The organism is Polynucleobacter sp. MG-28-Ekke-A2, assembly GCF_035012985.1.
Classification (GTDB): Bacteria; Pseudomonadota; Gammaproteobacteria; order Burkholderiales; family Burkholderiaceae; genus Polynucleobacter.
This window is the reverse complement of the sequence record NZ_JAYGQU010000014.1, coordinates 13,500-30,757: the sequence shown is the minus strand read 5'-3', so window position 1 is coordinate 30,757 and position 17,258 is coordinate 13,500. Positions and strand designations below refer to the sequence as shown.

Here is a 17,258-nt window from a genome sequence, read left to right as displayed (position 1 = left end):
ACCGTATTATGTCGACTAAGGCATCTATCGAATTACGAGATCTAAAACTACAAACTCAGATTGGCACGTATAAAACTGGTGACATCATCCCTGATAATCATGTATTGGATCTCACGCTTTGGATTGACTCGAATCTCGTGTTTATTTCTGAGGACAATATGAGCAATGTCTTTGATTACGACCCTCTGGTACTTGAGATTACAAGGCTAGCCAGTGATTGTCATTATGAAACTCAGGAAAGACTGATGAGTAGAATCACCGAAGCCTGCGCTAGCTATCCTCAAATCCAATCACTAGAAATCGGCCTTAGAAAATCACCCGTTCGCAATAACTCGGGCTCACTCGGCCTTAGACTAAATCTGGATCAGGCAGCCTTATCAAAGTTGAGAAGCTAGACTTTACTCAATACACCAAATCAACGGAAGATTAGCCATGAATTTCATTAATACCTTGATCTCCACATTAGCAAGCATCGCGCTTGGTCTTTTCCCTCTGTTAGCGAATGCTAATTTAGCGAGTGATTTAAATGATGGGCAGCATGTACTCCTCATACGACACGCAGATGCTCCTGGCTATGGTGATCCTAAGGGCTATCAACTAGATAAATGCGCTACCCAAAGAAATCTGGGTGACTATGGTAAGAAACAAGCTGTCATCATAGGGGATTGGCTTAAAAGCCAGGGAATTATTTCCGCAAACGTCATTAGCAGTCAGTGGTGTCGTTGCATAGATACAGCCAAACTACTGAATAAAGGACCTGTTCAGATCTCGCCAGCCCTTGGCTCATTCTTTGATGACATGAGTCTTGAAAAGCAGCAAACAAAAGAGTTGGAGAAACTCATTCAGTCCAAACTCAACGGTAATAACAATGCGCCACTGATTCTAGTAACTCACCACGTCAATATACAAGCCTATACAGGCAAAGTAGTGAATGTAGGGGACATGGTTCTAGTAAAGGTCAATAAGCATGGTCAGCATTTATCTCACCAAATGTACCCTAGCCCCTAGACTTAGTAAGAGGCTCGCTTAGCACCGCTAGTATTGCCATCCTCTTGCAGGTGTCCAGTTTTCACAAAGATAGTGCAGCCCTCTTTGCTAAACGGTTGATGCAGGCTCATATGAGGACTTCTGATCCAAGAACCAGCAGGATAGCGTCCGTGTTCATCTTCAAATACCCCATCAACTACAAAGATTTCTTCGCCACCGTAATGCTTATGGGGATTGAAGTACGTTTGCGGCGCCCAACGCACTAAGGTTGAGCCGCTACCTTGCTGCATGAGTGGCATCACATGAAGTCCAGGGACCATGCCCTGATACCAAGGAGCAGTTTTGGTATCAATTACTTCTCTCACCACCTGATCTAGGCCAAGATGTCGCAACTTCACAAAAAGCGTACAGCCAGTTTTACTAAATGGCGCATGAGAAGATCCCGGGGGATTCATCAGATAAGTACCAGCAGGGTAGTCACCAGTCTCATCACTAAAGACTCCATCTAACACCAGGATCTCTTCACCGAATTCATGGGTATGGGTTTTAAATTGGGTTCCCGGTTGATAGCGCACAATAGAAGTCGCTTTTGCCACCTCATCGCCTATGCGATCAAGCATGCGTCGCTCAACCCCTGGCTCAGGACTGGGGACCCAAGGCAAGTCATGGTGGTCTATGACAATTCTCTTGCTGTAATCTGAGTTGATATTCACTTGGTTAATTTCGCATATGTAAAGACCCATAAGCATAGCAAGCTATTGGGGTAAGCGCTTAAAGGACAAAGGTGCATACAAACCCTTTTATGGGAACTGCGATAAAGTCTATTTAATACCCTGAAATTTCTTATCGCTTTGAAAAGGCATCATGAGCTTACTTCCCAATCCATTTAGCGCACTCGTCATCGGAGCATCGGGAACTATTGGCTCCCATTTTGTCAAACTTTTGGAGAATCATCCATCTTGCTCCAAGATCATTGGCATCCATCGTAATTCCCCTCATGCAATTGACTACTCTCAACCTGAGACTATTGAAGCCTCCGCAAGCAGTCTGGCTGAGCTGGGTCCTTTTCAACTAATCATCAACACTATTGGTGTGTTGCACTCAGAACAATGGATGCCTGAGAAGAAATTAGATGATTTGAATTCAACTCAACTGGCCGAGATGTTCAATACAAACGCCATTGGTCCAGCTCTAACAATCAAGCATTTCTCAAAACTCTTGGACCCAAAGCATGGGGTTATGGCAACCCTCTCTGCTAAGGTAGGCAGCATTGAAGATAATCGACTGGGTGGTTGGTATAGCTATAGAGCTTCAAAAGCCGCGCTCAATATGATCATTAAAACGGCCTCTATCGAATTTGCAAGAACGAAACCCAATATTGCTTTGATTGCCCTTCACCCCGGCACCGTGAACTCTGGTTTATCACAACCTTTTCGCGGTCAGCAAATCGGCAGGGATCCTTTAGAAGCTGTGACTGATATGTTCAACGTCCTTGCGAATGTCAATAAGGAAGATTCAGGCAGCTTTCTGACATACTCAGGTGAAAAATTGCCTTGGTAGCAATCAGAACCCACCTACATTCATCTCCCTATAACACTTATAAGCGACTGTGGATTACTCAGTTACTTGAACGCCCTTCCAAAAAGCGATATATCCAGCAATATTATTTGCAGCCGATTTAGGTTCAGGGTAGTACCATGCAGCATCTTTATTTGATTGACCATTGACATCTACATCGTAGTAGCTAGCAGTGCCTTTCCAAGAGCACACAGTATTTTTTTCTGATTTCTTAAAAAACTGCATATTTAAGCTAGCAGATGGAAAGTAATGATTGCCCTCTACCACAATAGTTGCGTTTGAATCAGCCAAAACTTCGTTATTCCAAATAGCTTTCATACCATCTCCTTGTGAAGATTTAGCATAAAGCAAATATTAACTTTATGCTGTATAAAGATTGACGACTTTAATGTTTATTCTGTCATCAAAAATTCATGCAAATACCGACTTCTTCAGCAAATACTGCCACAATTGATCATGATTTTATTCCTGAGATCGAGTTGGGCTTACTGGCTGAGAACGCCTCTATTTCTCCAAAGTTTTTATACGACCCTTTAGGGTCACACCTCTTTACTGCCATTACCCTATTGCCAGAGTACTACCCAACCAATACTGAAAAAAATATTTTTATTCAGTACCGAGATCAAATTTCACAAGCAGTAGGTATTGGTGGCACCCTAATCGATTTAGGCGCTGGAAATTGCCAAAAAGCAGAATCCTTTTTTGAATCTCTAAAACCTTCAAACTACCTGGCGATTGATTTTTCATCTGGGTATTTGCAAGATGCTTTAAATAAACTTTCGGGAAAATATCCGCATATTCTGATGCAATGCATTGGTATGGATTTTTCCAAGAAACTTATCATTCCCGACTCCATTGCCACGACAAAAAGGACATTCTTTTATCCAGGCTCCAGCCTTGGAAATTTCCTCCCTTCGGAAGCACTTCATTTGCTGAGTCAAATCAAGAATCAAGCCAATGATGGCGGCTTGTTAATTGGTGTTGACTTGATGAAAGCAGATTCTGTGCTGATGGCAGCATATGATGACCCTCTAAAAGTAACGGCTGCTTTCAACCTTAATATTCTCCGGTCGATCAACTCGCATCTGAACTCTAATTTCAAGGTGGAACAATTCAGGCACAAGGTCAAAGTGAATCATGCGGATAATAGGGTTGAGCTGTATCTAGAGGCGCTCGAGAACGTGACAGTCTCCTGGCTAGGAAAATCTAGAACATTTAAAAAGGGTGAATTGATTCACACAGAGAATTCACACAAGTACACTATTGAATCTATCAAGCAATTACTGATAAGTGCTGGTTTTGAAACCACTCAAATCTGGACTGATCCCAAAAACTATTTCGCAGTGATATATGCAAAATAACCTTTCATATCAAGCGCCCTCTACAGACGAACTATTAGAGAAATTTCATAGTTCCAGAAAGTATTCTGTAGATCTGATTGCGAATTTGAGCTCAGAAGACTGCCAAGCACAGTCTATGGAAGATGCAAGTCCCGCTAAATGGCATTTAGCCCACGTCACTTGGTTCTATGAAGTAATGGTTCTAAGGGCCTTTGAAAAGAACTTTTCTTTTTGGAACCCTGAATTTGCTGTTTTATTTAATAGCTATTACAACGGGGTTGGGGATAAGCATCCACGCAGTAAACGCGGCTTATTAACGCGCCCTTCTCTACAGCAAGTACTCGAATGGCGTAAAAATATTGAAGATCGAGTGCAGAGTCTCTTAAAAGAAAATTTCTCTGAAGAGCTACTATGGCTAATACAGCTTGGAATAAACCATGAGCAGCAACATCAAGAGTTGCTGTTAACAGATATTCACCATCTTTTTTCTAACAACTCACTTTGGCCAACTTACACCCCTCAAAATAACGAGACCCCCTCAGTAGACCAGCCATTTGAATGGATCGAAGGAATTAGCGGCCTAGTTCAAACTGGCTATCAAGGTAATGGATTTCATTTTGATAATGAAGGTCCACAACATACCGCTCTGAATCAAACGCATTCGATAGGAAATCGACTAGTCAGTAATTCTGAGTGGCTACAATTTATTGAAGATGGTGGTTACGATAATTTTCAATGGTGGTTAGATGCCGGATGGGCATGGCTTAAAGCGGAAAAGATTTCTGCTCCACTGTATTGGAATAAAGATAGTCAAGTTCAGATCTTGCGCTTTTCGCTGAATGGCAATAACCCACTTGATCTGCAGGCGCCAGTATCGAATATTAGCTATTTTGAGGCAGATGCTTTTGCGCGCTGGGCCAGCCAAAATCTCGATGGCTTTGCTGGAGCCCGTCTACCCACTGAATTTGAATGGGAGGCATTTGCACAATCGCATTTTGCGTCTATCGATGATCTATTTGGCAAAGCCTGGCAATGGACTAGCAGTAACTACACTCCCTATCCTGGCTATAAGCCATGGGGCGGAATTGCTGGTGAGTACAACGGTAAATTTATGGTCAATCAGATCGTGCTTAAAGGAAGTTCAGCTTACACACCTAAGGGTCACTCAAGAATTACTTATCGAAATTTTTTCCCAACACATGCACGTTGGCAAATGACGGGCTTAAGGCTTGCTAAAGATGGCATTTGATTTTGATACACCTACCAATCGATTAAAGACGGACTCTATTCGCTGGGATATTGCTCACAGCAAAGAGGCCCTTCCTTTATGGGTGGCGGATATGGATTTTAAATCCCCGCCTTGTGTGATCCAGGCACTGAACGATAGAGTGCAACAAGGAATTTACGGTTATACCCATAGCCCCAATCAAATGAACAGGATGATTGCGGACTATTTGCAAGAACAACACCAATGGACCATAGATCCTGATTGGATTGTGATCCTCCCTAGCGTTGTTTCTGGACTTTATACAGCCGTTCAGCAACTCACCAACAAAGATGACGGCATTCTTGTTCCTAATCCTGTCTACCATCACTTAAGTCTTGCTTGCACTACTGCCAATAGATCAATTCAAGAAATGCCACTGGTATTGAAGGAGGGTCGCTGGGTTTTACCAAGCGATCAATTATCAGAGCTCGTTAATGCCAAGACAAAATTGGCCTTATTTTGCAACCCCCAAAATCCAGGCTCTACTGTATTTACTAAAGATGAGTTAAAAGAATTTGGCAATTTTTGTGTTCAAAATGATTTATGGATTTGTTCTGATGAGATTCACGCAGGTCTTGTGCTGGCTGCAGACAGAAAACATACCCCGCTTGCAAGCATCAGTAAGGAAATCTCAGAAAGGACTGTTACCTTAATGTCCTTAAATAAGACCTTTAACTTCCCTGGCATCGGCCTCGCTTGGGCTATTGCAGAAAACCCAGTCTTGCGTAATGCAATGCAGGCTGGCCTTCATCAAACCATTGCTCCGCCCTCTTTGTTTGCATATACAGCAACAATGGCAGCAATGAAGGAAGGTGAACCCTGGAGAAAAGCTTTAATTGAATACTTGAGAAAAAACCGAGATTTGATTCAAGAAAGAATTGGCAGCATAACCAGATTAAGCCTAGATAAAATGGAAGGCAGCTATTTGGCCTGGATTAATTGCACTGAACTGAAGAACCAAAACCCCTATCAACTCCTACTAGATGCTGGCTTAGCCACTTCACCAGGCATTCAATTTGGTAGAGATCAATTTGTCAGACTCAACTTTGGAACACAAAGAAGTCGATTAAATGACGCTTTAGATATTATTCAAAAGACCTGCTCATAAAAAAGATGAAACCAATTATTAAAATAGACTTTGTATCCGATATCGCCTGCCCTTGGTGTGCTGTTGGTCTTGGTAATCTTAAACAGGCAATGGAAGAGCTAAAGGATAATGTGGATTTTGAAGTTCACTTTCGTCCATTTGAGCTTAATCCAAATATGCCCCAGGGCGGTCAAGATGCCATTGAGCATCTCACTGAAAAGTATGGGTTAACAGTAGACCAGGTCAAAGTTAATCAAGCCAACATTAGAACTAAGGCTTTAGACGCTGGATTTGAGTTTCATCCAGAGGGTCGTAAACGGGTTTACAACACCTTTGATGCTCATCGCCTCCTCTATTGGGCAGCAAAGGAATATGATTTACAAAAGCAAGCCACCCTAAAAGCAGAATTACTCAACACCTACTTCTGTCTTGCGGTCAATTTAGATGATCAAAAAAATCTAATCGATGCAGTAACTCGTGCTGGCTTAGACCATCAAAGAGCGCAGGCAATTCTAAATGGCGATGAATTTACCAGCGAAGTCAGAGCAGAAGAAATGACCTATACAAAAGCAGGAATCAGCTCTGTTCCCTCGATCATTCTGAATGAGCAATACCTTTTACAAGGAGCGCAGCCTCCTGAATCATTCATCAATGCATTTGAGCAATTAATTCAGAAAATCTAAAAAAATATCTGCCCTTGCTATTAAGGCGCAGGCTTAGTAATGGCATTGGAATGCATTGTGATTGCTGACTGAGCCAGCAGTCTTCCATGAATTATTGAGCTCACTCCAATGGTGACTGCTGTACCAGTCAACACCACTCCGTTAAAGGTAGATGTTGCTCCAACAGTAAGCGCAGTTTTAATTTGCCAAAAGACATTCTGAGGTAATGCACCACCAGTTAAAGAAATATTACTTGTTGCCCCAGTTGTAAGCCCTCCCGCAACCTGAATGATCCATACGTCATTTGGACCCCCATTAAGAGTTAAAGTACTATTGGCAGATAAATTTAGGTCCACAAGCGAGCTATAAAGGCCGGGTGCCAGCGTCAGGCCATCCAAATTAGAGCTAGCAAATATAATAGGGTTAGGCCTTCCAGCTGCATCACTGTATGCAGCCAACATGTCGTTAGATGTACTAGCGATGTAGTCTGGTGTAGGGCTCGCATAGTCGTAAGCATAAACATTACCAGTCACCTGAGGAGCTGTTGAATATGCTCCACCCGGAGGGAGCGTTAAGTTAAAGCCAGTAGTAATCGCAGTTGAAGTCACTCCTGGCCCAACACCAACATTCCCCGTAATCACCGAAGCCGGACTACTGGACATACCTGTACCCGCAAATAGGACAAAGGCTCCAGCATTACCTAATGCTACTGGAGCTGGTCCAGCAGCAGCTACCGTTACCGTGACTGTATAAGTTGTGGTGGAGCCATCAGCTGCGGTCACAACATACTGGACTGGGTTGGTAAAGTTATTGATTGTGGCTCCACTCACTTGAGTGGTACTGCCAACAGCAACACTAGAACCTGTTGAAGAGAAGGTTGCAATTAAACCTGTTACCCCAGATCCGGAGGGCATAACTACAGCAATGGTTTTTCCTGTTTCGCTAATGACACCAGTAACACCTCCAAGGGCGAAGCTTGTTATGGCCTTTGAAGTTGTTGGGGCCACCGTTACCGTCACCGTATAAATTGCAGTAGAGCTATCCGCTGCAGTCACAACGTACTGGACTGGATTGGTGAAGTTATTCGCCGTCGTCCCACTGACTTGAACAGTGCTGCCAACGGCAACACTAGAACCTGTTGTAGAGAAGGTTGCGATTAAACCTGTTACCCCAGATCCGGAGGGCATAACTACGCTGATAGTCTTACTAGTTTCAGTAATGGTACCAACAACACTATCAAGGGAGAAGCTGGTTATGGCCTTTGAAGTTGTTGGGGCTACTGTTACCGTCACCGTATAAATTGCAGTAGAGCCATCCGCTGCAGTCACAGCGTACTGGACTGGGTTGGTAAAGTTATTTATAGTCGTTCCGCTGACTTGAGCAGTACTACCAATAGCAACACTAGAACCTGTTGTGGAGAAGGTTGCAATTAAATTCGTAATGACACTGCCGGAAGGCATGACTACGCCAATGGTTTTACCCGTCTCGCTAATCACACCAACAATACTATTGAGAGAGAAGCCAGTAATAGCCTTTGAGGTTGCTGGAGCCACCGTCACCGTTACTGTATAAGTTGTGGTGGATCCATCAGCTGCGGTCACAACATACCGGACTGGATTGGTAAAGTCATTCACAGTCGTCCCGCTGACTTGAGAGGTGCTACCAATGGCAACCTTTGAGCCTGTTGTGGAGAAGGTCGCAATTAAACCTGTTACTGCAAAGCCAGCTGGCATAACTACACCAATGGTTTTACCCGTCTCGCTAATCACACCAACAATACCATCAAGGGAAAAACCAGTGATCGCCTTTGAAGTTGTTGGGGCCACCGTTACCGTCACCGTATACGTTGCGGTAGAGCCATCAGCTGCAGTCACGACATACCGGACTGGATTAGCGAAGTTATTGATTGTGTTACCGCTTACTTGAGTATTGCTACCAACGGCAACACTAGAACCTGTTGTAGAGAAGGTTGCGATTAAATTCGTAATGACACTGCCAGAAGGCATGACTACGCTAATGGTCTTACCCGTTTCGCTAATGACGCCAACGACACTATTGAGGGAGAAGCTAGTAATAGCCTTTGCAGTTGCTGGAGCCACCGTTACCGTTACAGCATAAATTGCAGTGGAGCCATCAGCTGCAGTCACAACATACTGAACCGGATTGGTAAAGTTATTAATGGTTATCCCGCTGACTTGAGCAGTACTGCCAATGGCAACACTAGAACCTGTTGTGGAGAAGGTTGTAATTAAAGTCGTAATGGCACTGCCAGAAGGCATGACTACGCTAATAGTTTTTCCTGTTTCGCTAATGACGCCAACAACGCCATTCAGGGAGAAGGCTGAAATTCTTGAGGAGGAGCTTAGATTGGATCCGGCATTAGAGTCGACCCCACCCCCACTTCCACCCCCGCACCCTCCCAAGCAAATGCTTGTTATCAGAGCTATTGAGATGGAGAGGTATCTCCAATTACTACGTTTCGTTTTCAGATAAGTTTTGAATGATTTAATTAAATGCGTTACTCAAGACTCCAATCTAGGCGTATTAAATCAATTTGTATGTGCGGCACAGAACATAGACGCATTTATATCTATAGAGATTTGCTCCGGAAGATGTCTAGAGAAATCCTACACACTAGGCTTTATCAATAAAGGGGCTGTGAGCAGTCACTCACCCTACTTAATGACCACCTTGCTATGCTGCTCTTTATCAGGCTCAGGTCTTGTTCCGGATATATAGGCTTTGGCTGCACTGTAAACATATCTCAATGCCTGCATACCTGCGTTATCCCAAAACTCCCCTTCGTGGGCTGTAAATTTCAGAATAGCAATATTCGGATCAGACTTACCATTTGGAAACCATACTTTCCAAATTTCTTTCCACATCCCCTCGATTAATTCGCGATCTTTTAGAACGGCTAACTCGCCACTTACTGAGGCATATTTTCTAGCGCCTTGAAAGGTGACCAGGGCATGAGGGTTCGCATTAATTTCATCAACCTTAATCGAATTGATGTCAGTCACAAAGTAAGTTGTACACATTCCAACATCTAGGCGTGCAATGGCCATAGGACGCGCATGAATGCCATTGGGACTATGGGTTACCAACATCGCAACATCGAATTCGCTTACTAGATCAAATAAATCCTTGCTTGTGCTCTTATCCATTGCCACCAACCCCTGCCTTCAAGTATTAAAAAGTTTTATAGCTTTCCATCCTATAGAAATACAAGAGAAATACAGTGCGCTAACCAACATACCGTTTGGGATAAATCTCATATCTTCCAATATTGAAGACTTGTCCTTAAGCGTACAGACCAGATTTGCTTTATCGGATAGGGTGAACCTTGTTAATCAACAATCTATCTGAAAGGCGACACCCATGACATCAAATGGAATGTGCCCAGTTGCAAATGGCGCCAATACAAAATCTAGTGAGACTCCAATGGCTTGGTGGCCCAAGTCGCTTAATCTCGACATTCTTCATCAGCATGACACGAAGACCAATCCCATGGGACCGTCTTTTAACTATCGAGATGAATTAAAAAAACTAGATGTGTCTGCCTTAAAAAAGGATATGCATAGCCTGATCACTACTAGTCAAGATTGGTGGCCAGCAGACTGGGGACACTATGGGGGCCTGATGATTCGGATGGCATGGCACTCAGCAGGAACCTATCGCATTGCCGATGGTCGTGGAGGTGCAGGCAGCGGTAACCAACGCTTTGCGCCTATCAATTCATGGCCCGACAACGTTAACCTCGATAAAGCACGCCGACTCTTATGGCCTCTTAAAAAGAAATACGGCAATAAAGTCAGTTGGGCAGATTTAATGATCTTGGCCGGAACTATTGCATATGAATCCATGGGCCTGAAAACATTTGGCTTCTCATTTGGTCGCGAAGATATTTGGCAGCCAGAAAAAGATATCTACTGGGGCTCCGAAAAGGAATGGCTGAAAAAAACTGGTGGTGAAGGTAGTCGCTATTCAGGTGAACGAGATTTAGCCAACCCCTTAGCGGCAGTCATGATGGGCTTGATCTACGTAAACCCAGAGGGTGTAGATGGAAATCCTGACCCATTAAAAACTGCAAATGATATTCGAGTCACGTTTGCTCGTATGGCGATGAATGATGAAGAAACGGCAGCCCTTACTGCTGGTGGGCATACCGTAGGTAAGGCCCATGGCAATGGCAATGCAGCAAATTTAGGACCAGTACCTGAAGCGGCCCCAATAGATGAGCAAGGGCTTGGTTGGATTAACCATAAAACCAGAGGTATTGGCCGCGATACTGTTAGCAGCGGTATTGAAGGCGCTTGGACGGCGCACCCTACCCAATGGGATAACGGTTACTTTCACTCATTACTCAATTACGAATGGAAACTGACTAAAAGCCCTGCAGGCGCTTGGCAATACGAGCCCATTAACATCAAAGAAGAAGATAAGCCTGTCGATGTTGAGGATTCATCAATACGTTGCATGCCCATGATGACTGATGCTGATATTGGCATGAAGATGGATCCCGAGTATCGAAAAATTATAGAAAAGTTTTCTCAAGATCAGGCCTATTTTTCAGAAACATTTGCCAGAGCTTGGTTTAAGTTAACCCATCGTGACATGGGTCCCAAAGCTAGATACTTTGGACCAGATGTGCCAAAAGAAGAGCTCATTTGGCAAGACCCCGTGTCAACTGGTACCAAGGAATACGATATTGAATCTGTAAAAGCCAAGATCAGAGTCAACGATCTCTCGATTGGCGATATGGTGACAACGGCATGGGATAGTGCCCGCACCTATCGAGGATCAGATAAGCGTGGTGGTGCCAATGGCGCGCGTATTCGACTATCTCCGCAAAAAGACTGGATAGGTAATGAACCCAGCCGCTTAGCAAGAATACTCAGTGTCTATGAAAAAATTTCAAAAGACTCTGGTGTCAGCATTGCTGACATTATTGTTCTCGCTGGAAATATCGGTATTGAGCAAGCAGCTAAGGCAGGCGGGTTTGAAGTAAAGGTTCCATTTACCCCAGGTCGAGGCGATGCAACACAAGAAATGACGGATGTAGAGTCATTTGAGGTTCTTGAACCTTTGGCCGATGCTTATCGTAATTGGCAGAAAGAAAACTATGCAGTCACTCCAGAAGAGTTGCTTCTAGACCGAACTCAATTAATGGGCTTAACAGCTCAGGAAATGACAGTGCTTATTGGCGGTATGCGCGTACTTGGCACAAACTATGGCAGCACAACACATGGGGTATTCACAGATAGGGAAGGTGTACTGAGTAATGACTTCTTCATCAATCTCACTAATATGAATTACTCCTGGACACCGACCGGCCGCAATAGCTATGACGTCATTGATAGCAATACTAAAAAGACCAAGTGGACGGCCACACGAGTCGATTTAGTTTTTGGATCAAACTCCATTCTTCGGGCCTACTCAGAAGTTTATGCGCAAGATGACAACAAAGAAAAGTTTGTAAATGACTTTGTAGCGGCATGGGCCAAAGTAATGAACGCCGATATTTTTTGATAATTTTTCAGTCGCCTTAAAGAATATTTCAGCCCACCCAAAAACTAAATTTCCCCGGAGAATTGATGACCCTAACCGCTTGCTACGCAGCCCAATCTGATAAATCATTATTAGAGCCTTTCAAAATTGAGCGACGAAAACTTGGGGTGAACGATGTACAAATCGCCATTGAATTTTGTGGCGTCTGTCATACCGATATCCACTTCACAAAAAATGAATGGGGAGGCACTCACTATCCAGTGGTTCCAGGCCATGAAATTATTGGTAAAGTCACCGCGTTCGGTGCAGGGGTTACGCATCTAAAAATTGGCCAACGAGTGGGCGCTGGTTATATCGGTGGATCATGTGGAGTTTGCACTTCCTGTAAATCCAGCCTTGAACAGTACTGCCTAGAAGGTTTCTCAACCATCTTTAATAGCCCCTCAAAGGATCCGGGCGGGTTTAGCTTTGGTGGATACTCAAAAAGTATTGTGGTTGATAAGCATTTCGTATTGATTGTTCCAACAGGTTTAGATCCAGCGGGTGCCGCGCCTTTGCTCTGCGCAGGAATTACTACCTACTCACCATTAATGCATTGGGGCGTTAAGCCAGGAATGACGGTTGGCATTATCGGCCTTGGAGGCCTGGGTCATATGGGTGTGAAACTTGCGCACGCCATGGGAGCAAAAACTGTAATGATCACAACATCCAAAGATAAGGCTATGACTGCAATCAAACTGGGGGCTGATGAAGTGCTGATCTCTACAGATTTAGTTGCAATGCAGAGCATGGTGAATCAGTTTGATTTCTTACTAAATACTATTCCAGGGCCCCATGACTATAACCACTACATGAACTTACTCAAAGTGGATGGCTGCATGTGCATCGTTGGTTCTATTGGGCCTACTGCAGAACTCAATACCGAACCAATGGTCTATCGGCGTAGAACCATTGCAGGCTCTTTGGTCGGCGGCATTAAAGAAACTCAAGAAATGCTCTACTTTTGCGCCAAGCATCAGATCGTGGCGGATATAGAGCTGATCAAAATGGATCAAATCAATACCGCCTATGAACGAATCTTAAAAAACGATGTGAAATACCGCTTTGTTATTGATATGAGCAGCCTCAGCTAGCAACATGTTAGTACCGTAAATATATCGCTTTGTTCGCTAGCAAACAATTGAACCAAGAAATATGTATTACATTTAAAAGAGACTACTTTTATGTTCGCCAGGAGAAACAAATGCCGCTAAAAAAATCAATAAGTCCAGAAGCATTTAAGGAAAACATCAAAACAGAAATTAAAGCTGGCAAGCCGATGAAACAGGCTGTAGCAATTGCCTACTCTGAAGCTAGAGCAGCCAAGAAGGCAGCAAAAAGTCTTAAAAATTGAACAATATATCTTTTAGGAGAATTTCATGTCACATCAAGACCCAAGTCACTCACATCCACTAGATAAAAATCATGTACATCATCAAAGTACAGCCGAGCATTTTCATGGGAAAGCAGCCAATCATCATGAGCAAGCCATGAAAAGTCATTTAGAGGCGGCAAGGATGCACGAGTTAGGCAATCACGAGGCTTCTGCTACTCATGCGCTTGTGGCGCATGCTGACGCACTGAAGGCACTACAGAATAGTGAAGATGCGATTAATGAGCATGCCAATATTCAATCGGCAGTTCAGAGGCCATAATTACTGCTCATCCAAATCTAGACTTGAGGGGTAGCCTGCGGCATTTAGAGCATGAATCAAATCATCTGATTTATTTACAGTTCGGCTAACTTCAATACGGCCAGACTGGATATCTACATGAATACTTTGCACATCTTGTAATGCCTGAATCACCTTGGTGACTGCTTTGATGCAAGCCTGACTCTCCATGCCCTGCACGCTTATGTAAATTTCAGTCATTTTTTGAAGATATTTGCACAATAGGTAATAAATTCTCAAACGGTTTTAACAATCTTTCAAGCTCGGCAGTAATTTCTTGCCACAAGAGGCTGTGATGGGGTTTATCAGATTCTTTTGTATGCGACCTTTCTGCATCAGCCTTGGCAGATTTAATTAAGGCTACCAGGGATTCTCGTGCGGCTTTAATAGGAATTAACTGAGCCTTTATATCCATCTCCGGGTGAGTCGGTATCAGCTTTTCAGACTGGCGGCAAAATTCATCTATATGCTTAAGGCGCGCCTCATACAGAAGGATATTTTGATCTACCATTTCGTATTCTTGTTTCACTCTGTTTTCCTTTTTAAATTCTTTTATATGATCATTAAGTTTGCTACCAGGCGCAATGATTCACTGTACGTATATTTAAAAGTATTAATTTTCTTTAAAAAGGCTGACAATATTTTGACTCGCCCAAACCACCAAATCCTGATTTCCAATCTTATTTAATTCCGATCTAAGCGCCCCACTGAGAGTAATAATGCCGTCATGATCTAATACGTATGGAGGATTTTGATAGGGGTAGCACTTATCATCACCTGTTAAAGCAAGAACTATTTCCATTAACCTAATGGTGTTCTCTGTATGCAAGTTAGAGTGATACATTTATTACACCCCTTCCTAGTAGGTTGACTCATCGATTAGCTAGTCTATAAAGGGTTTATGAATTCGTCTGTATGCAATCAGACATATGAAAGATATATTCGATTGCACACAAACCGAGTAGCATCAAAAGAATAGCGACTTGGGAATTTCTCCCTAAGTCGTTGATTTCATAAGTAGACCCGCTAAGGCCTAGACTCTCCACAACAGAAGGGCGGTTTATGCCACATTAGCCAGTTTTCCAGAAGATCTTCCTTAGATTTGTTTTTTTAGTGTGGATAAAAATTGCTTAATTGACTTATTTTGAACATCATTTTCATTTGGAGCTGCACCCGCTCCTGATGAATGAGATTTTTCGAAGTAGCTTGATTTCTAATATCATTAGCACTTATGACAAACATCCTTTCCATTTCTCATCTTAATAAGACTTATCAATCCGGCTTCCAGGCCCTAAAAGATATTAATTTGGAGATATCTAAGGGTGAGATATTTGCCCTGCTTGGACAAAACGGCGCAGGAAAAACTACCTTAATTAGCATTATTTGCGGAATCGTGAGCCCCAGTAGCGGTCGGGTTTTGGTGGATGGTAAAAATATCATTAGCGATTACCGTGAGGCAAGAGAGTTAATTGGTCTTGTGCCTCAAGAGCTCTCTACCGACTCTTTTGAAACCGTCTGGAATACCGTAACATTTAGTCGAGGTTTATATGGAAAACCATCTAAGCCAGCATTCATTGAAAAGATCCTGAAGGACTTGTCCTTATGGGATAAACGTCACAACAAAATTATGACGCTATCTGGCGGCATGAAACGCCGAGTGATGATTGCAAAAGCGCTCTCTCATGAACCCAGCATCCTTTTTCTGGATGAGCCCACTGCAGGAGTTGATGTTAGCCTCAGAAAAGATATGTGGAATTTGGTCAAAATTCTGAAAGACAACGGCACTACCGTCATTCTCACGACTCACTATATTGAAGAGGCCGAAGAAATGGCTGATCGTATTGGTATTATTCGCAGCGGCGAGCTCATCATGGTGGACAATAAATTAGCGCTGATGAATAAACTAGGTAAAAAAGAGTTAACCCTTCAGCTACAAAGCCCGCTCCAGAGCCTGCCGAAGGAGTTGGATTTACCGAGTCTAAGTCTTTCAGAAGATAAATACGAGCTTACTTATCGCTTTGACTCCAAAGATGAAGATATTGATATTGCGCAGCTACTTCAAAAGATCACAAGCCTGGGCATTATCTTTAAGGACCTCCACACAAAACAGAGCTCACTAGAAGAAATCTTTGTAAATCTTGTTAACTCAAAGGCTGATACACATGAAGCTTAATTACTATGGTGTACGCGCTATTTATAAATTTGAAATGGCAAGAACACGGCGCACATTAATGCAAAGCATTATTGCCCCTGTTATATCGACTTCCTTGTACTTTATTGTTTTTGGATCTGCTATTGGTTCGCGTATGACTCAGATGGAGGGGATCTCCTATGGGGCATTTATCGTGCCTGGCCTCATCATGCTTTCACTGCTCACGCAAAGTATTTCTAATGCCTCATTTGGAATCTATTTTCCTAAATTTAGCGGAACTATTTATGAGATCCTCTCTGCGCCTATATCCCCATTAGAAATTGTGATGGGCTACGTTGGTGCTGCAGCAAGTAAATCGATTATTTTGGGCTTAATCATTCTGGCTACTGCTACTTTTTTTGTACCACTTCAAATAGATCATCCTTTGTGGATGCTATTTTATTTGGTGATCACGTCAATCACTTTCAGCATGATTGGTTTTATCATTGGCGTATGGGCAGATGGCTTTGAAAAACTCCAAGTGGTGCCTTTACTCATCATTACACCACTGACTTTCCTAGGTGGAAGCTTTTATTCGATCTCTGTTTTGCCATCCTTCTGGCAAAAAGTAGCCTTACTCAACCCAGTTGTGTATCTCATTAGCGGCTTTCGCTGGAGCTTTTACAGCATTGAGGACGTGTCGCTTTGGGTAAGCCTAGGAATGACAATGTCTTTTTTAGCAATATCAATTGCCGTTGTCATTTGGATCTTTAGAACCGGTTACCGTCTTAAGAAATAACCCCAAAAGATAAAACCCCCACCCTCTCGGCCGAGGGATTTGTTTTATCGATGCAGTACGTTTTGCATAGCGAAACCATACATTCCCTAGCCCTTCAGAACAATAAGCGGAGTCCATTACTTGAGTTTCCTAAAGGAATTTCATAAAGTGGGCTAAGCTGGGGACTGTTACGCAATTTAATCCC

20 protein-coding genes are annotated in these 17,258 nt (G+C 43.1%); 13 read left to right on the top strand and 7 right to left on the bottom strand.

What is annotated here, in order from left to right:
- Positions 1-8: 8 nt before the first annotated feature.
- Together VC188_RS09055 and VC188_RS09050 are read left to right on the top strand one after the other, a co-directional pair.
- Positions 9-395: a dihydroneopterin aldolase gene (locus VC188_RS09055; RefSeq protein ID WP_323483730.1), complete on the top strand. Its 387-nt coding sequence runs from the start codon at positions 9-11 to the stop codon at positions 393-395.
- Between the two features lie 37 nt (positions 396-432).
- Positions 433-1,008, top strand: coding sequence for a histidine phosphatase family protein (locus VC188_RS09050; RefSeq protein WP_323483729.1), 576 nt, complete (start codon positions 433-435; stop codon positions 1,006-1,008).
- Between the two features lie 2 nt (positions 1,009-1,010).
- Here VC188_RS09050 and VC188_RS09045 read toward each other — a convergent pair whose 3' ends face one another.
- Positions 1,011-1,700, bottom strand: a complete 690-nt coding sequence (locus VC188_RS09045) for a cupin domain-containing protein (RefSeq protein WP_323483728.1) — start codon at positions 1,698-1,700, stop codon at positions 1,011-1,013.
- 151 nt (positions 1,701-1,851) lie between these two features.
- On the opposite strand from VC188_RS09045, the gene VC188_RS09040 reads away from it, so the two are divergent.
- A complete protein-coding gene (locus VC188_RS09040; RefSeq protein WP_323483727.1) occupies positions 1,852-2,547 on the top strand; it encodes an SDR family NAD(P)-dependent oxidoreductase in 696 nt (231 codons plus the stop codon).
- A 54-nt stretch (positions 2,548-2,601) separates the two neighbouring features.
- On the opposite strand, the gene VC188_RS09035 is transcribed toward VC188_RS09040, so the two are convergent.
- Positions 2,602-2,883, bottom strand: a complete 282-nt coding sequence (locus VC188_RS09035; RefSeq protein WP_323483726.1) for a DUF427 domain-containing protein — start codon at positions 2,881-2,883, stop codon at positions 2,602-2,604.
- A 95-nt stretch (positions 2,884-2,978) separates the two neighbouring features.
- Between VC188_RS09035 and egtD the strand changes: the two genes are divergently transcribed.
- Genes egtD through VC188_RS09015 form a run of 4 tightly spaced genes read left to right on the top strand, consistent with a single transcriptional unit; the run spans position 2,979 to position 6,942 of the window.
- Positions 2,979-3,926 carry an L-histidine N(alpha)-methyltransferase gene (gene egtD / locus VC188_RS09030; protein WP_323483725.1) on the top strand — a complete coding sequence of 316 codons (948 nt, stop codon included), beginning with the start codon at positions 2,979-2,981 and terminating at the stop codon, positions 3,924-3,926.
- Positions 3,916-5,154, top strand: coding sequence for an ergothioneine biosynthesis protein EgtB (gene egtB, locus VC188_RS09025; RefSeq protein ID WP_323483724.1), 1,239 nt, complete (start codon positions 3,916-3,918; stop codon positions 5,152-5,154). The genes egtD and egtB overlap by 11 nt, the downstream gene beginning before the upstream one ends.
- Positions 5,144-6,280, top strand: coding sequence for a PatB family C-S lyase (locus VC188_RS09020; RefSeq protein ID WP_323483723.1), 1,137 nt, complete (start codon positions 5,144-5,146; stop codon positions 6,278-6,280). Before egtB ends, VC188_RS09020 begins: the two co-directional genes overlap by 11 nt.
- Positions 6,281-6,285: 5 nt before the next feature.
- Positions 6,286-6,942 (top strand): DsbA family oxidoreductase, encoded by a 657-nt coding sequence (locus VC188_RS09015; RefSeq protein WP_323483722.1) that lies wholly within the window; start codon positions 6,286-6,288, stop codon positions 6,940-6,942.
- A 20-nt stretch (positions 6,943-6,962) separates the two neighbouring features.
- Here VC188_RS09015 and VC188_RS09010 read toward each other — a convergent pair whose 3' ends face one another.
- Together VC188_RS09010 and VC188_RS09005 are read right to left on the bottom strand one after the other, a co-directional pair.
- Complete coding sequence (locus VC188_RS09010) at positions 6,963-9,344, bottom strand: ice-binding family protein (RefSeq protein ID WP_323483721.1); 2,382 nt, start codon at positions 9,342-9,344, stop codon at positions 6,963-6,965.
- 252 nt (positions 9,345-9,596) lie between these two features.
- Positions 9,597-10,088 (bottom strand): pyridoxamine 5'-phosphate oxidase family protein, encoded by a 492-nt coding sequence (locus tag VC188_RS09005; protein WP_323483720.1) that lies wholly within the window; start codon positions 10,086-10,088, stop codon positions 9,597-9,599.
- 214 nt (positions 10,089-10,302) lie between these two features.
- Here VC188_RS09005 and katG point away from each other — a divergent pair, with 214 nt between their 5' ends.
- The 4 genes from katG to VC188_RS08985 all read left to right on the top strand — a co-directional run bounded on the left by katG (position 10,303) and on the right by VC188_RS08985 (position 14,126).
- Complete coding sequence (katG, locus tag VC188_RS09000) at positions 10,303-12,453, top strand: catalase/peroxidase HPI (protein WP_323483719.1); 2,151 nt, start codon at positions 10,303-10,305, stop codon at positions 12,451-12,453.
- A gap of 65 nt (positions 12,454-12,518) precedes the next feature.
- A complete protein-coding gene (locus VC188_RS08995; protein ID WP_323483718.1) occupies positions 12,519-13,565 on the top strand; it encodes an NAD(P)-dependent alcohol dehydrogenase in 1,047 nt (348 codons plus the stop codon).
- Positions 13,566-13,675: 110 nt separating this feature from the next.
- Entirely contained in the window at positions 13,676-13,825 is a 150-nt protein-coding gene (locus VC188_RS08990; protein WP_323483717.1) for a hypothetical protein, read from the top strand.
- A gap of 25 nt (positions 13,826-13,850) precedes the next feature.
- Positions 13,851-14,126, top strand: coding sequence for a hypothetical protein (locus VC188_RS08985; protein ID WP_323483716.1), 276 nt, complete (start codon positions 13,851-13,853; stop codon positions 14,124-14,126).
- Here the strand turns inward: VC188_RS08985 and VC188_RS08980 are convergent, their stop codons facing one another.
- From VC188_RS08980 to VC188_RS08970, 3 genes are all read right to left on the bottom strand, one after another.
- A complete protein-coding gene (locus VC188_RS08980) occupies positions 14,127-14,345 on the bottom strand; it encodes a heavy metal-associated domain-containing protein (RefSeq protein ID WP_323483715.1) in 219 nt (72 codons plus the stop codon).
- Entirely contained in the window at positions 14,338-14,673 is a 336-nt protein-coding gene (locus VC188_RS08975) for a hypothetical protein (protein ID WP_323483714.1), read from the bottom strand. The genes VC188_RS08980 and VC188_RS08975 overlap by 8 nt, the downstream gene beginning before the upstream one ends.
- An 84-nt stretch (positions 14,674-14,757) precedes the next feature.
- Complete coding sequence (locus VC188_RS08970) at positions 14,758-14,946, bottom strand: hypothetical protein (RefSeq protein WP_323483713.1); 189 nt, start codon at positions 14,944-14,946, stop codon at positions 14,758-14,760.
- A 429-nt stretch (positions 14,947-15,375) separates the two neighbouring features.
- Between VC188_RS08970 and VC188_RS08965 the strand changes: the two genes are divergently transcribed.
- The gene (locus VC188_RS08965) at positions 15,376-16,317 is read left to right on the top strand and encodes an ABC transporter ATP-binding protein (RefSeq protein ID WP_323483712.1); all 942 of its coding nucleotides are present in this window, start codon (positions 15,376-15,378) and stop codon (positions 16,315-16,317) included.
- The gene (locus VC188_RS08960; protein ID WP_323483711.1) at positions 16,307-17,074 is read left to right on the top strand and encodes an ABC transporter permease; all 768 of its coding nucleotides are present in this window, start codon (positions 16,307-16,309) and stop codon (positions 17,072-17,074) included. The genes VC188_RS08965 and VC188_RS08960 overlap by 11 nt, the downstream gene beginning before the upstream one ends.
- The last annotated feature ends 184 nt before the right edge of the window (positions 17,075-17,258 follow it).